Genomic DNA, 15,387 nt, shown 5'->3' on the forward strand with positions numbered 1-15,387 from the left:
CACTTCCGATACTATTACTGTAAGCAAGAGAAGGATGGTTCGGCCGGCATTCCGATCGCGCAAACAAAAAACAAACGGGTCACAAGGACGTGAACCCTCACAACTCAAGGAGGAAACAACAATGATTATCAATCACAACATCGCTGCAATGAACACACACCGTCAATTAGGATCGAACAATGCAGCAGCATCTAAGAACTTGGAGAAACTCTCTTCTGGTCTTAAAATTAATAAAGCTGGAGATGACGCGGCGGGTCTTGCAATCTCTGAAAAAATGCGTGGACAGATTCGTGGCCTCGATATGGCTGCAAAGAACTCCCAAGATGGTATTTCGCTGATTCAGACAGCTGAAGGAGCATTGAACGAAACTCACGACATTCTTCAACGTATGCGGGAATTAGCTGTCCAGGCTGGTAACGATACTAATACTGATAAAGACCGTGGCGAGATTCAAAAAGAAATTAATTCACTAACTTCTGAAGTGAATCGTATTGGTAACACTACCGAATTTAATACACAGAAACTATTAAACAGCGAGAAAGACGGATCAGCTGCAGTTGCTGGGGTGCAAGGTAAATATACTTTGACACTAACTGCAGGAGCAGCAGCAAGTGATAAAGTGACTATCGATGGTAAAGAGTTAACATTTGGAGGAGCAGCAGCAGACGAAACTGCTGCAGCAAGTGCTCTTAAAACTTTGATTGAAGCAGATACAGATTTGAACGCTAAGTATACAGTAACAACTGCAGCAGGGGTTATTACTCTTGAACAAAAAGCTGGTTCAGAATCTGCAACAGCACCTACCTCAACTTTAGGAACAGTTGCTACTGCTACTGAGGGAGTAAAAGGAAAAGCGGCTGGAGCTGGAGATAGCTTGAATTTCCAAATTGGTGCAAATCAAAATCAAAGTCTCACATTAGATATCTCTGATATGAGAGCAAGTGCTTTGGGAATTACAACTGCTGGAACTAACGCTGACTTGGCAGTTAATGATGGAACAAGTAAGACACAGACAGAGCAAGCTCTGGATGTATCTACCCATGAAAAAGCAGCAGAAGCTGTGACTAAATTCCAACAAGCTATTGACACTGTATCAGCAGAGCGCTCGAAACTCGGTGCAACTCAAAACCGCCTAGAGCACACAATCAACAACCTCGGAACATCTTCCGAAAACCTCACAGCTGCGGAATCACGGATCCGCGACGTGGATTATGTTTTATCAGCTGCGTAAGCAACTGAGACAAACACAGTCGTCCTGACTGGTAACGGTCAGTGAGTACGATCGGGTGAATTGCTGGAAACCCCTGAGAGCTGTTCTTGCCACAACGAAACCGGAAACGGTAGGCGTGACGGCCTGAAAAAAGAACAAATTGGGCAATCAGCAGCCAAGCTCCTGTCTCGAAAGAGTGGAGAAGGTTCAACGACTAGGGTATACCATCTACCGGCTGCGGCCCATGATGATGAAACCCGTAGGAAACGCAGGACTGAGTACCCTACCGCTCCGAAGTGCCCGACCCCTACCCGATGTGGAGGGTGAAGATATAGTCTGGTCATTCATGAAAGTGGATGTTCGCACGATGGCGAAAGAAATGATGTCGTTCACTAAGAACAACATCCTTACTCAAGCAGCACAAGCAATGCTTGCGCAAGCTAACCAACAACCACAAGGCGTACTTCAATTGCTACGTTAATTAGGTTAACGAAACGCGATCCAATTTATTGGGTCGCGTTTTATATTTCAATAACAATCATTGTAGGAGGAATTTATTTTGAAACTAATACGTATCTCTCTAATCATTAATAAACTAGTTTTTGAAGGAGATTTTCCACAAAATAATGACCTGATTAATGAATGGGCATTCAGCTCGGAAACTGTGAACAAATCATCTCTTACTAATTTGTATAATAAAGCAATAGACCCATCTCGGATTGGATGGTCATCGTATGAAATAGTAGTAACTGCATCTGAAACTAGAATAGAAATAAGACCAACTTTTTTTGTGGACTCAACTGATGATAAATATAGGGAAACTGAAAAAATATTAATCAGAGCTATTGAAAATGAAATTGAAAAGTTTGTATATGATAATGAGGCAAAGAGCATCGAATTTAATTTGGATGAAAAAAGCGATGATAATGATTATAATGTGTTTATTTATAGTTGTCCCGGAGCTAGTGATAGTAATGAATTTAGAGACTTTATTAGTGAATTAGAGCAGGATACGATTTCTTATAAAATCGAATATGAACGCTCTCAAGTAACTGATCAAGGAGCAAGTGGTGGCATATATGAGGTTTTGCTTTATATTGTAGACACAATTACTGCTGGTGTTGTATATGATTTGATTAAGAAGATGCCGGAATTTAAAATAATTACCAATTTAAAGAAAAGTAGAATTGAAAATTTTAAGAAAAAAGCAGCTTTATGTTTAAATACGTTACCTGGAAATCTTGAGCTAAATGAAATTAACGAGATAAGCAACGGAAATAAAAATATGCAAGTTACCTTTCGCTTTAATAGGAATTATTATGATTTTGTTTTTGATAATGATAATGAAATAATACATTTCATTCAAAAACAGGACGGATGATATAAAATATTTGTCTGGGTATGACACACTTTAAATGAAGTGTAAATCAGTCCCAAAAGTCTGTTCGAGTTTGGGGTTCGTCACACAAATAAAAGGAGCAGGTACTTGTACCCCGTACAATTCGAATGCTATTCAGCCAACTATAGTTTTGGATGCTTGTGCAACAAACTTTTACGGTTCTTGTACAACATATGAGTAGGTACCTGGACCGCACACCAATCAGATACTATTCAGATGACTTTGTTTTATAATCTCACCATCTCAATCAGCCTTTAGTCAGTCCTTGTTGGAGTATCGCAAAAATGTATAGTAGTAGCCTGTATTGAAAGCAGAAACTTTACATGAAAAGAGTGTTACTGTGAATGATAATAGACATAGTGAAATAGAACAGGTCAAGAAACAGTTAGAGTTATGTAAGCATCAAGATCAGCTCCTGGAGGAAATTGAAGTTCTATTGCATGAAATGAAAAAGATTGCTTTATACGCAGCAGCGAGTAAACTTCCTTCTCATGAAAGTGAGCACCTGAATAATGAAATCCTGAAGAAACAACAAGCTATTCACGTTTTGGAGGGCAAGTTATTACAGTTGCAGTCCACGCTATATCTACAGTAGGAAATAATAGAGACACATACATTGTCTATATACTACCGTCTTTCTACACAATTTTGTTCAAAACAGTAAGTGATTAACTCGCTGATTGTTAATCCTGTATGTTGCCGTATCTCTGCTAAAGAATCTCGATATTCATAGTTAATACTTACCTGATAGGGCTTCGTTGGTTGTCTGTTCTTCCGTTGCAAAAGAATCTGGAGAATGTCTGAGTCTTTTATTGCCAAGCTGCATTTATAATCGTTAAAAGAAGATAGAGTTGTTAGCTGTTCATTGATTTCCCTGGTAGGATGATGGAGTTCAAACCGTTTTGGTAAGTAAACAGTTGTTCTATTTGCAATCGGTTTCAAAGGCGGAAGGAGATGTGCTTTTCTTTCCATGCACGGTTGCAAGTAAGGTGCTACTATGTTCAAGAATCGGATGATTTGTGCTTGGTCATAGAGGAGTAGTCGGTTTTGTCCATCGAGTGAAAACTGTAGATCAAATTTGTTTCTTAATAATTGAATTAGCCATAAGTTCTCGGCCATTGTGAAGCTGTCAGTTGATAAAACGATTTTCTTCATTATACCGTTGTGTATTTTTAGATGTCCGTCGTCTTGGTACCACCATGCGAGTGCTTCTTCAGTGAGGTGAGTAGTTATGAAAGGGATAGGCAGTTGTTTGGATTCGTTTGGGTACCAAATCTCTCGTAACTCGGTAATGATAGGTGATGTTTTGCTTTGTACCATAATACTTTCCGTATATCCTTTTACCATTCTTGAATCGATGGTGGTTCGAAGGAACGGATGAGCTAGAGGAATGTGATTTCTTAGTTTTTCATGGCAATACGCGGTCCATGGCTCATCCTCTATTCGGTGTATGAATTGAAACCTTGGCTTTCTCCCTTTCTGTTGTACGATACTCCCATCCCCTAAAAGCTTTCCACACATTCTTGAAAAGAATATAGAATCCATCTCCATCTCTCCCTCAACTATGGTGTACTAAGTATACCATGGAAGGGAACGTATATTCCCGTTTGAACTTGAATTTATTTTCGGACTAATGATTAGGTATCTGGATTCTCTGCAATTCGAATACTATTAAGACAACTAGAGTTTTAGATGTTTGTGCAGCAGCCTTTTACGGCTCTTGTACAACATCTCGATGCAATTCAAATTAACACCAAGTAGTATAAGGAGGTGGATTTGACTTATTGAAAAGTATGAACCCTTCCTTTTACGAAAAAGCGGCCACCCATTAGCGGGAAAGCCGCTTTTTTGTCGTCTGTTGTTCGATAGTAATCGGCATGTGCTTTGCCGCTTTGCCAAGTCCGTATTTGGGCATGTTGACATAGACGGATTCGTATTGTCCTTTACGAATGATATATGTTTCGTGGTAGATACCGACTGCGTCATTAGTGGCGGTTAGCTGATTGAACTTTCTCCAAGCTTTTAGGTGATTTTCGTTTCTCGAATAGGCGAGCAGATCGTCGAGAGACTGCCAATATTGGATCATTGCGGTTGTACGCAGTCCGAAGTAATTTTCAGCTGATAGAAAACCAAGTTCGCTTTTATGTGTGTGCAGCTCCCTTATCATACCTGGCATGGAAAGAAAAACGGGCAGCCATTTGTGGATGGAAAGCCTTTTATTGATGCGCATACCGATGATAAAGACAACGATGTCTTCCGAATTATCGGCTGTATGCCTGCAGGTAAAAATAGATGATAACATTTAGGTAATCCTCCTTCGCTTAGTCTTGCACGGCATTTATATCCACTACGACATCCCCATTTTCGTCCAGCAGTGCAGTCCGCCGAGATATCCATCCCAGCTGTATAAGTAGTGGACGCCTGTTATCTTATCTACTCATATTTAACACCAGATAAATAACATCCTGATGTACAATCACGAACCGCTTTTTGTCATGTTCTTTCATCTTAACGCCCCCACTTTTTGTATTACTATCTTTACGTTTCTACTATTATAAAGTTTCGCCGGCTTCTAAATATCTCAATATGTACCTTCGATTTGCTGTATGCTTATTTCCCAGTTTATAAACCGCCTTAAAGAAGATTGCAAAAACCATTGCAATCTTCTTTTTTTGTATATAGTGTATATAAAGTGTATATACGATATTTTTAAAAGACGATTGTGAAGAGGGATAGCATGCAGATAATATTATCGAATCAGTCAAAGGAACCGTTGTACGAACAGATCATGAACCAAGTCATCTCTGCCGTTTTGTCGGGGGAGATGGAAGAAGGGAGTGCGTTGCCGTCGATTCGTCAACTGGCGAAGGATTTGCATATCAGTGTGATTACGACGAAGCGTGCTTATGAGGAGTTGGAGAAAGTGGGTTTCATTTATTCCATTGTTGGCAAAGGGTCGTTTGTGGCGGAGCAGAACATGGAGGTTATTCGGGAGAAGAAATTGAAAGCGATTGAGGAACAGCTCGGAAATGTTATCCGAAACAGTAAGGAAATCGGGATTTCCTATGATGAGTTGCAGGACATACTGAAGATTCTATATGAGGAGTGAATGGGTTGGAACCGATCATTGAGTTTACGAATGTATCCAAACAGTTGAAGGGTTTTGCTATTGAGAATATGAATTTGGGTGTGAATAAAGGGTTTGTCACAGGATTCATCGGCGCAAATGGTGCAGGGAAATCGACGACCATCAAGCTGATGATGAACTTGCTGAGACCTGATGAGGGGGAAGTGCGCATCTTTGGGCTCGATTATGCGACCCATGAAAAAGCGATTAAAGAGCGTATTGGCTTTGTGTATGATGGCAATGTGTTTTACGAAGGGATGAATTTAAAGGACATTCAACGGATTGTCGGTCCTGCATATAAGCGATGGAATGATGCCTTGTTCCACCGGTATGTGGAACAGTTCGAACTGCCACTGAATAAGGCCATTAAGACATTCTCCAAAGGGATGCAGATGAAGGCTTCGCTGGCATTGGCGCTATCCCATCAGGCAGAACTGATTATTATGGATGAACCGACCGCAGGCCTGGACCCTATTTTTCGAAGAGAACTGCTCGATATGCTGCAGGAAATCATGTTGGACGGCGAGCGGACGATATTCTTTTCCACGCATATTACAAGTGATCTGGACAGAATCGCGGATTATATCGCATTCATAAAAAACGGTGAGCTTATGTTCAATCAATCCATTCATAACGTAGAGGAAAATTACGGACTGGTGAAAGGCACTGTGGACTTGTTGGACCGGGATACGGAAAAGTTGTTCGTTCACGTGAACCGCACACAGGCTGGATTTGAAGCATTGACTTCAAATGTGAGGGAAGCGGGTAGCGTTTTCGGTGAGTCGGCTTTGATTGAAAAGGCCACGCTTGAAGATATTATGTATTATTCCAAGAGGAGTGAAGTTCATGTTTAACTTGATAAAACGGGAGGTCATTATTCAGAAAAAACAGTTGCTGTTGTTTATTCCTTTCATTATATTTTTTATTGTGATGGATTCGCATCCGGTCTTCATTTTTTTAGTGACCAGTCTGTTTGTACCTTTTAACGCATTGGCGTTTGATGAAAAAACGAATGTCAATGTGTTGCTGAACTCGCTGCCTTATACACGTAAAGAAATCATTGCTTCCCGATATCTTGGTAGCTTAGTCTATATGGCAATTGCAATTGGTTTGACAGCATTGGCTTTATTCGTTGCGGACCGATCCTTCACGTTTTCACATATTGCACTCGGAGCTGGACTGTTTCTATTGTTTTCGGCCATGACTTTTCCGCTGTTTTACATCCTCAAACAGGGTTATATTTTTCCAATTGTCATGATCAGTTTTTTCCTATTCGTAGGGGGAGGGCCGGCTGTGTTTGAGCTCGTAAGTGGTTCCCTTCAAGGCATCATCCAATTTGTGATGGGCTTATCCATGCCAATCATTCTGTCTGGGTTCCTCGCGATCGCAGCGGTGATTTACAGTCTGTCTTGGGTAGTATCGGCTACGGTTTATGAGCGGAAGGTTTTTTAAAACGATAGAATTACGTGAAGATATACTAAATGTAATTCGCTAGAGGTAAATCTAAAAAGAGCATCCAAACACTACTAGAAGCGGCTCCCAAACAACGAGAAAGCTGATTGTCCGCTTCTCCAACGTGATCGGTGAGAGCACTGGCACTAGTGTAAGGCGCCAGGGGAACAAAATATCACGCTTGTTTCATGCACAACACTTGATACTCAAGTCTTTGAATTATTCATCTAATGGATTTAAAACCTTCAAATCTGGGAATACATCAATAGCGACCAAAACCATCCACGGATCTACGGATGGTTTTGCTATTTTATTTTTAAAGGAGATTTCCATCATGAAACCACTAATAGGCATTACTTCAGACATAGACGAAAACGGAGAAACCTTCCTAAAAGCAGACTACAGCAGGGCAATTTTGCGAGCGGGAGGATTACCCGTAGTACTTCCGGCGGGACTTGAAGATATCGATGAAATCTGCGACCGAATTGATGGGTTACTATTGACTGGAGGGGAAGACGTAAATCCGCTTCTATTTGGAGAGGAGCCCAAACACGAGCTTGGCAAAATTGCCCCTGAGCGAGATGAGATGGAGATGGCACTTGCGAAATGTGCCGTTGGTAAGGACATGCCAGTTCTCGGAATTTGCCGTGGTCATCAAATTTTGAATGTTGCGCTGGGAGGAACTGTCTATCAGCACATTTACTCCGATTTAGAAAGAGATTTGTTACAACATAAGCAACAAGCAAATAGAAACTATCCGACACATACTGTTCAAGTAACAGAGGGAAGCCGTCTAGCAGAATATGCTTCGGACAAAGATATACTTGTGAACTCTCTCCACCATCAAGCAGTGAAGGAAGTACCTGAACCATTGAAAGTCATTGCTACTGCGACTGATGGGATTATCGAAGCGTTAGAAAGTACGAAGCATCGTTTTGTGTTGAGTGTGCAATGGCATCCCGAAGCACTCTTCAACCGAGGGGATGAAACTTCGTTGAGATTGTTTGAGGAGTTCGTTCAAGCTTCTAGCAAATCGTAATTCATCATAATAGAACGATCAAAAGGGACTGCCGTGTAACTTTGGCAGTCCCTTTTGTTTAAGTCCTACATCTTAAACCGATCAATTGCATGACTCAATTCTTCACTCAAGTTCGTCAACGTCTCTGCTGCATCCGTCACCGACTGGATCGCACGAAGTTGCTCTTCCGTTGAGGCACTCACTTCTTCACAAGTAGCTGCAGTCTCTTGCGACGTTGCCGCCATCGTTTGAATCGTCATCGCTACCTCATCTTTATGCTGTGAAACAGTTAGGATCTCAATTGAAATTGCATCAATGGAAGCTTGCATGTCCGCCATTAACGCTGACAATTGACCAAATGTCGATTCGGTTTCTTGGACGACGACGCCTTGATCACGGAACGTTGTAATCGTTTCTTCCATTTGTTTAGTCACTAGATGCGATTCTTGTTGCAACTGCTGGACAGTCGTTTGAACTTCTTCAGTGGCACGCGCGGATTGTTCTGCGAGTTTCCGTACTTCCTCTGCTACCACTGCAAAGCCTTTTCCGTGCTCACCTGCACGTGCGGCTTCAATGCTAGCGTTCAATGCGAGTAAGTTCGTTTGAGATGAGATATCCGTAATCGTATCCATCACGCCGCCAATCGCTTTTACTTTCTCACCAAGCGTTGCAATCGCTGCACTCATAGATTGCAGGTTCGTACCGGACGATTTAAATGTTTCTTGCAACTGTGCCATTTGTGTTTGTCCGTTCGTGTTTATGTTGCCTGTGCGTTCCGCAATTTCAGTCATGGACGTAGCTCGTTTTGTAATGTCGTTAATTTGACGAGCGAGTTCCTCTGTTCGATCCGTGGCCATTTCCGAGTCTTGCGCTGACTTCGATGCCCCTTCTGCAATCTCATTCACCGCGTGCGCAACTTCTGCACTCGACGCGCTAGTTTCTTCTGCGACTGCACTTAAACTTTCAGAGTTTGACCGTACATTATCTGCAGATTGATTGACGACAGAAATGATGCTGTGCATATTTGTGAGCATCTGGTTGAAGTTATCGCTGAGCTGTCCGATTTCATCTTTCGAACGAATATCAGATTGAACAGTCAAATCACCTTCTGCTACTGCATCCATCGAATTGCGTAGTCGCCCAATTGGTTTCAACAATTTTCCGATGATGAAGTACAAGCCAGTACCTACAATGGCTAGAGTGATAAGTGAAATAATGAGAATGGAAACTTGCAATTGTTTGGCCATGCCCATCAAGTTCTTTTCTTCATATACGGTTCCAATCTTCCATCCATAATCGGGAAGTGTCTTAAAGACGTTTACACGTTCTATCCCTTTTTCGTCTTTATAAAGTAAGCTTCCTTGTTCTTTGGTAAACAAATCTTTCACATAGGATACGTCCATCAAGTTGTTCCCACTCTTTGTCGGATGGGAGATGGCAGTTCCTTCGCTATCATACAACACTGGAAATCCATCATAAGCGATTTTAGTAGCATTCAGTGCGGCAGTCATCGAAGAAAGTTGGATGTCTACACCTGCGACACCAGCAAGTGTTCCATTTTTCTCAATGGCTTTTGATGCGGTAATTACGAATTCGCCTGTTGCTTCATCCACATATGGTTTGGACCATTGGACTTCATCGGGATTCGATGCTGCCTTTTGGTACCATTCTCGCTCTGTCGGATCGAAACCTGTTAAGTCCACCACCGGAAAGATTCCTGTATATTTCGAGGGGAGGGCGTAATAGGAAGATGATGCATCCGGATAAATCTCAAGAAATTCCTCCAACTCCTTTAACAGCTCATTTTCAGTGATTTCTCCGCCCTCAGGACCGGTAAAGTTCATGAGTTTATCTGACGTTGTAACGAGGTTAATTCCTTTCCCGTACTGGTTAAGAAACGTTTCTACAGAATAGCCCATCTGATCAGCCAAACCTTCGCTCGAATCAATTACGCGCTCTAAAGAACGTTTTTTTACTTGGTCGTTCAGCATGTATGCCATTAGGGCCATACCTACTAAAAAGAGTACGATTGTTGCTAGAATAATTTTTGTTTTCAGCGACTTCGCCATACTCATTACCCTCTTCCCTTGTATTATATGTATATATACTAGTTACTTCGACAATCTTCGCAGGAAGTTGAGTTCGAATCATTTAAATATTTCTTAATTATAGGCGAAAGAGAGTAAATGAATTGACGGATAGTAGCGGTAGGGATTGAAAAGAAAAAATTGCTAGATTTCAAGAAAAAAGAGGCTGCCTATTATATGGCAGCACCCTGTTATACATCTTTTAAACGTTAAATCGAGCAATTGTTTGACTCAATTCTTCACTTAGATTCGTCAATGTCTCTGCTGCATCCGTTACCGATTGAATGGCACGTAGCTGTTCTTCCGTAGATGCACTTACTTCTTCACAGGCAGCAGCGGTTTCTTGTGACGTTGCCGCCATAGTTTGAATTGTAGAAGCCACATCGTCTTTGTGTTCTGAAACCGTCTGAATTTCAGATGAAATCGAATTGATGGATACTTGCATATCCTCCATCAGAGTAGATAATTGACCGAATGTTGTTTCGGTATCTTTGACGACCATGCCTTGGTTATAGAACGTGGTAATTGTCTCTTCCATTTGTTTTGTAACGAGACGTGACTCATCCTGCAATTGCTGAACAGTCGTTTGAACATCTTTGGTTGCTTGCGCTGATTGTTCTGCAAGTTTGCGAACTTCTTCGGCAACCACCGCGAATCCTTTTCCATGCTCACCAGCACGTGCTGCTTCAATGCTTGCGTTTAGTGCCAACAAATTCGTTTGCGATGAAATATCCGTGATTGTATCCATTACTCCGCCAATTTCTTTCACTTTCTCACTGAGTGTGAAAATTGCTTCATTCATCGATTTCAAATTCATGCCGGATGTCTGGAATGTCTGCTGCAATTGAGCCATCTGAGCTTGTCCATTTGTGTTCATGGCCCCTGTACGCTCAGCGATTTCTGTCATCGATTCAGCACGGTTTGTAATGCCGTTAATTTGACGACCGAGCTCGTCTGACCGTTCTGTCACCATTTCAGCATCTTCTGCAGATTTTGCAGCACCTAAAGCAATTTCATTCACAGCATGCGCGACTTCTGAGCTCGATGCACTCGTTTCTTCAGCAACTGCGCTCAAACTTTCAGAGTTAGCTCGTACATGTTCTGCAGATTGGTTCACGACGGAAATGATACCATGCATGTTGATAATCATCTGATTGAAGTTCGTGCTTAACTGGCCAATTTCGTCTAGGGTTTGAATATCGGATTGAACAGTAAGATCACCCTCCGCCACTTCATCCATGAGTGCGCGAAGACGAGCAATCGGTTTAAGCATTCTTCCGATTAGGAAATACAACACGACAGCAACAAATACTAAAACGATTCCAGAGATGATTAGAATGGAGGTTCTCATCTGTTTTGCCATTCCCATCAAGTTATCTTTCTCGTATACAGTTCCAACCTTCCAACCGAATTCGGGGAGTGTGTTGAAAATACTTACCATTTCTTTTCCGTTTTCCTTGTAAGTCAGGTCACCTTGTTCATAATTGTACATATCTTTCACATAGGACAAGTTCATAAGGTTCTCACCAATTTTTGTGGGATGAGAAAGAGCCGTCCCTTCTTTATCAAAGAGAATTGGTCGTCCGTCATAAGGGATAGATGTTTCATTCAGCATCTCCGAAATAGCAGTCAGTTCAAGGTCCACAGCTGCCACTCCAGATAGCGTTCCGTTCGTTTCAACGGCAAGAGAAGCGGTTGTCATGAGATTACCGGTTGCTTCATCTGCATATGGAGGAGTCCATTGGATTTTACCGGGAGATTCAGCGGCTAACTGATACCATGGACGTTCTGTCGGATCGAAAGCAGTAGTATCTCCTTTTGGAAATTGTACAGTGTGCTTGGATGGGGCCGAAAAGTAGACAGCAACGGCATCATCATAAGAGCTAAGGAAGTGTTCAAGCTGTTCCTGCAGCTGGGCTTCAGCAGGTGCACTTTCTTTAGTAGTAGTGAAGTCCGCTATTTCCTTTGAATCTGCAAGAAAAGACAATCCTTTACTGTATTGTGATAAGAAATTTTCTACGGAATCGGACATTTGGTCTGTTGTCCCTTCGCTAGAACTGATGACCCGTTCAACGGAGCGGATTTTGATCATACCATTCAGCATATAGGCCATCAGCAGAACACCGACTAAAAATAGTACAAGTGTTACTGAAATGATTTTGGTTTTAAGAGACTTTGTCATGATTTTCCTTCTTTCATCTATAATGTTCACAAAGCCTATTTCGGTAGATTGAACTAAAAGTTTAGCAACAATTTAATTATTTTAAAATAGTAATTCAAAAAAGAGCATGCTCGTTTTCCATCCTGCATTCCAAAACTCCTGTAAACTTCTCTCAATCATTGCCGATATAACAAATAGTAAAGTGTGACTTTAGAGGAGGACGGAGAAATGGTCAGTCAAATAGGGGGAGGCCCAGACCGCCAACATACGGCAGGGCAGACGGATGGAACTGCATCCGGAATTGTGACAAAAGTTGAAGCCATTCACGACCAAGCACAACAGCAAGCATCTAGAGAACAGGATCTCCCCATCAAGAAAGCCAAAGAATTAACAGCGGGGTTAAATAAGTTTCTAGAGAGCGTAGATACGCAGTTGAGGTTTAAAATGCACGACGAACTTCACGAATACTATGTGACGATTGTAGATTCCAAAACCGAAGAAGTAATCCGAGAAATCCCATCCAAAAAGCTGATGGACATGCACGCAGAAATGAAAAAATTCCTCGGACTGCTCATCGATCGTAAAATCTAAAGGAGTGACTGGATATGAAAATAGGCGGATTAGCTAGTGGAATAGATACTGAATCAATTATTAAGGACTTAATGAAAGCTCAACGTATACCGTTGGATAAAGTAACACAGAAGAAACAGTATTTTGAATGGCAGTTGAATGATTATCGCAGTGCGAATCGGGATTTGAAGAGCTTTAGTGATAAGTTGTTTGATAATGTGATTTTACAGAAGAACTACACTGCGAAGAATGTTTCAATTTCAGCCCCTGATGATATTTCGATTAAGTCAAAAGGCAATACGGAAAATTTTTCTGGGACGATTAATATTAAACAGCTTGCGACGAATGCCACGTATACAGGGGGCACTACACTTAATATTGATAAGAAGTTAAAAGGCGATTCATCAATTAAAATACAGGGCCCAGGTGACTCAGAACCTGTAGAGATTGAATTTGCTAAAGGCGATAGCATGGATGACATTGTAAAGAAGATTAATGAGAAATCTAGTGTTCGTGCATTTTATGATGAAAAAACAGGTAATTTTGGTTTCACTGCAAAACAAAGTGGTGAGGGCAATATCGTGATTACAGAAGGTAGTAAGGGAACTGGTATAGCTGGCTATTTGGGAATTTCAAGTAAGACTCAAGGCACAGGAACGGCGGGGGTGGATGCTAAAATTCAATATAACGGAATGGATATAACCCGCTCGTCCAACATATTCGAATTAGACGGTATGGAAATCACTCTTAAAGCTGCAAATCAGAAAGATATAACATTTGATGCAACAACTGATACAGATAAAGTGTTCGAAACTGTCAAAGGATTCGTCGACAACTATAATAAACTAATAGAAGATCTAAACAAAAAAATCCGAGAACCCAAATATCGCTCGTACCAACCTTTATCTGCAGAAGAAAAAGCAGATATGAAAGAAAAGGAAATTGAGTTATGGGAAGAAAAGGCGAAAAGCGGAACACTCCGTAATGATCCTGAACTCTCAAATCTTTTATCTTCAATGAGAACTGCACTTACAGGAACTGTTGAAATAGATGGCAAAAAACTCAATTTAAGCTCTTTAGGAATCACCACCTCTAAAGACTATCTCGATAATGGTAAATTAGTGATTAATGAAACCAAGTTGAAAGAAGCAATTTCTAAGGATCCTGTTGAGGTACAAAAGTTATTTTCAAACGATGGTGCCGGTAAAGAACAGGGGCTTGCTCGTAGAGTGCGTGCTGCTGTCGATGCAACGCAAAAATCTATTCAAAACAGTGCCGGCAAAGTAGGCGACAGTAATAAGTCATTTAGTTTAGGTCGTACTCTTGATGATATGAATAAGCAAATTGAACGTTTCGAGACACGCATGCAAATGGTCGAATCCCGCTACTGGAAACAGTTCACGGCGATGGAGAATGCAATTCAACGTGCAAATGCGCAGTCTGCAAGTTTGATGTCTGCGCTCGGTGGCGGTGCTTAATTGAAACACGTAATACAAAAGGAGAGTCTTTAAAATGGTTATGCATAATCCGTACGCTACGTACCAAAATAATTCTGTCACAACGTCGACGCCTGGTGAATTGACTCTGATGCTGTATAACGGTTGTTTGAAGTTCATTGAACAGGCGAAACGTGCTGCGGACTTGGGTCAGATAGAACAGAAGAATACGGCTGTGCAAAAAGCGCAAGCAATTATTTCTGAACTGATGATCACGTTGGATGCCTCGTTCCCTGTCGCGAAAGACATGCTCGTGTTGTATGAATTCGCAAACAGCCGTCTGGTTGATGGGAATATAAAAAATGATGCAAAGCTGTTTGATGAAGCCGCTGAAATCATTACGGAGTTCCGTGATACGTGGAAGCAAGTCATTCAATTGAATCGTCAAAAGCAATACGGGAACGTGAGTGAGATATGATTCGGACAGAGCTCATTCAATGGAAAGAAGCAACAGATCGGTTGCTTGCACTTCCCATCGTAAATGATGACGACCAACGCGATGCGATGATTGCTTCCGTTAAAAAGATTTTAGATGAACGGGAGCAATTGCAACCTTTCATCCAGCCACCTTTTTCCTTGGAAGAAGAAGTGTTTGGAAAAGAATTAGTTGCTCAGGAGCCGAAAGTCGCTGGAAAGTTGGAAAATTATCTAACTGCCATTCGAAAAGATCTCTCCGCTTCTCAAACAAAAAAAGATGGTGTGCGGAGTTATGTCAATCCTTATAGCAAAGTAGCCCGTGATGGTACATTTTACGATGCAAAACAATAAGAATACCAGCCGACGAATTTATATTTCGTCGGTTTTTATGTGTCTTTAAGTCTATTATCAGAGGTTGTCAGATGAGGTATAATAGTAATAAGAAATTGG

General features: G+C 41.4%; 15 protein-coding genes and 2 pseudogenes. 12 read left to right on the forward strand and 5 right to left on the reverse strand.

Annotated elements, in window-relative coordinates; genetic code table 11:
• Nucleotides 1-121: 121 nt before the first annotated feature.
• The 4 genes and pseudogenes from M3197_RS02955 (at nucleotide 122) to M3197_RS02970 (ending at nucleotide 3,204) form a co-directional block, all read left to right on the forward strand.
• Nucleotides 122-1,231, forward strand: a complete 1,110-nt coding sequence (locus M3197_RS02955; protein WP_285851054.1) for a flagellin N-terminal helical domain-containing protein — start codon at nucleotides 122-124, stop codon at nucleotides 1,229-1,231.
• A gap of 346 nt (nucleotides 1,232-1,577) precedes the next feature.
• Nucleotides 1,578-1,691, forward strand: a pseudogene (locus tag M3197_RS02960) (flagellin); the annotation flags it as partial.
• A 78-nt stretch (nucleotides 1,692-1,769) separates the two neighbouring features.
• Nucleotides 1,770-2,591: a hypothetical protein gene (locus M3197_RS02965; protein WP_251658526.1), complete on the forward strand. Its 822-nt coding sequence runs from the start codon at nucleotides 1,770-1,772 to the stop codon at nucleotides 2,589-2,591.
• A 322-nt stretch (nucleotides 2,592-2,913) separates the two neighbouring features.
• Entirely contained in the window at nucleotides 2,914-3,204 is a 291-nt protein-coding gene (locus M3197_RS02970; protein WP_251658527.1) for a hypothetical protein, read from the forward strand.
• Between the two features lie 32 nt (nucleotides 3,205-3,236).
• On the opposite strand, the gene M3197_RS02975 is transcribed toward M3197_RS02970, so the two are convergent.
• From M3197_RS02975 to M3197_RS17455, 3 genes and pseudogenes are all read right to left on the reverse strand, one after another.
• Nucleotides 3,237-4,154, reverse strand: coding sequence for an endonuclease (locus M3197_RS02975; protein ID WP_251658528.1), 918 nt, complete (start codon nucleotides 4,152-4,154; stop codon nucleotides 3,237-3,239).
• Nucleotides 4,155-4,437: 283 nt separating this feature from the next.
• Nucleotides 4,438-4,911: a DUF4188 domain-containing protein gene (locus M3197_RS02980; protein WP_251658529.1), complete on the reverse strand. Its 474-nt coding sequence runs from the start codon at nucleotides 4,909-4,911 to the stop codon at nucleotides 4,438-4,440.
• 45 nt (nucleotides 4,912-4,956) lie between these two features.
• Nucleotides 4,957-5,043 (reverse strand): annotated as a pseudogene (locus M3197_RS17455) (hypothetical protein); the annotation flags it as partial.
• 303 nt (nucleotides 5,044-5,346) lie between these two features.
• Here M3197_RS17455 and M3197_RS02985 point away from each other — a divergent pair.
• The 4 genes from M3197_RS02985 (at nucleotide 5,347) to M3197_RS03000 (ending at nucleotide 8,227) form a co-directional block, all read left to right on the forward strand.
• Nucleotides 5,347-5,718, forward strand: a complete 372-nt coding sequence (locus tag M3197_RS02985; RefSeq protein WP_251658530.1) for a GntR family transcriptional regulator — start codon at nucleotides 5,347-5,349, stop codon at nucleotides 5,716-5,718.
• A gap of 5 nt (nucleotides 5,719-5,723) precedes the next feature.
• On the forward strand, nucleotides 5,724-6,590 hold the full coding sequence (locus M3197_RS02990; RefSeq protein WP_251658531.1) for an ABC transporter ATP-binding protein: 867 nt from the start codon (nucleotides 5,724-5,726) through the stop codon (nucleotides 6,588-6,590).
• Nucleotides 6,583-7,188, forward strand: coding sequence for an ABC-2 transporter permease (locus tag M3197_RS02995; RefSeq protein ID WP_251658532.1), 606 nt, complete (start codon nucleotides 6,583-6,585; stop codon nucleotides 7,186-7,188). The genes M3197_RS02990 and M3197_RS02995 overlap by 8 nt, the downstream gene beginning before the upstream one ends.
• 334 nt (nucleotides 7,189-7,522) lie before the next feature.
• Nucleotides 7,523-8,227 carry a gamma-glutamyl-gamma-aminobutyrate hydrolase family protein gene (locus M3197_RS03000; protein ID WP_251658533.1) on the forward strand — a complete coding sequence of 235 codons (705 nt, stop codon included), beginning with the start codon at nucleotides 7,523-7,525 and terminating at the stop codon, nucleotides 8,225-8,227.
• Between the two features lie 65 nt (nucleotides 8,228-8,292).
• Here M3197_RS03000 and M3197_RS03005 read toward each other — a convergent pair whose 3' ends face one another.
• Together M3197_RS03005 and M3197_RS03010 are read right to left on the reverse strand one after the other, a co-directional pair.
• Nucleotides 8,293-10,275 (reverse strand): methyl-accepting chemotaxis protein, encoded by a 1,983-nt coding sequence (locus M3197_RS03005; RefSeq protein WP_251658534.1) that lies wholly within the window; start codon nucleotides 10,273-10,275, stop codon nucleotides 8,293-8,295.
• 220 nt (nucleotides 10,276-10,495) lie between these two features.
• Nucleotides 10,496-12,475 carry a methyl-accepting chemotaxis protein gene (locus M3197_RS03010; protein ID WP_251658535.1) on the reverse strand — a complete coding sequence of 660 codons (1,980 nt, stop codon included), beginning with the start codon at nucleotides 12,473-12,475 and terminating at the stop codon, nucleotides 10,496-10,498.
• 207 nt (nucleotides 12,476-12,682) lie between these two features.
• On the opposite strand from M3197_RS03010, the gene flaG reads away from it, so the two are divergent.
• From flaG to fliT, 4 genes are read left to right on the forward strand one after another with little or no spacing between them, the layout of a single operon-like run.
• A complete protein-coding gene (flaG, locus tag M3197_RS03015) occupies nucleotides 12,683-13,045 on the forward strand; it encodes a flagellar protein FlaG (protein WP_251658536.1) in 363 nt (120 codons plus the stop codon).
• Nucleotides 13,046-13,059: 14 nt separating this feature from the next.
• Complete coding sequence (locus tag M3197_RS03020; RefSeq protein ID WP_251658537.1) at nucleotides 13,060-14,502, forward strand: flagellar hook-associated protein 2; 1,443 nt, start codon at nucleotides 13,060-13,062, stop codon at nucleotides 14,500-14,502.
• Nucleotides 14,503-14,536: 34 nt separating this feature from the next.
• Nucleotides 14,537-14,938 carry a flagellar export chaperone FliS gene (gene fliS, locus M3197_RS03025; protein WP_025786023.1) on the forward strand — a complete coding sequence of 134 codons (402 nt, stop codon included), beginning with the start codon at nucleotides 14,537-14,539 and terminating at the stop codon, nucleotides 14,936-14,938.
• Complete coding sequence (gene fliT / locus M3197_RS03030) at nucleotides 14,935-15,288, forward strand: flagellar protein FliT (RefSeq protein WP_251658538.1); 354 nt, start codon at nucleotides 14,935-14,937, stop codon at nucleotides 15,286-15,288. The genes fliS and fliT overlap by 4 nt, the downstream gene beginning before the upstream one ends.
• Nucleotides 15,289-15,387: the final 99 nt, after the last annotated feature.

This window comes from Sporosarcina aquimarina (assembly GCF_023715615.1).
GTDB lineage: Bacteria > Bacillota > Bacilli > Bacillales_A > Planococcaceae > Sporosarcina > Sporosarcina aquimarina_A.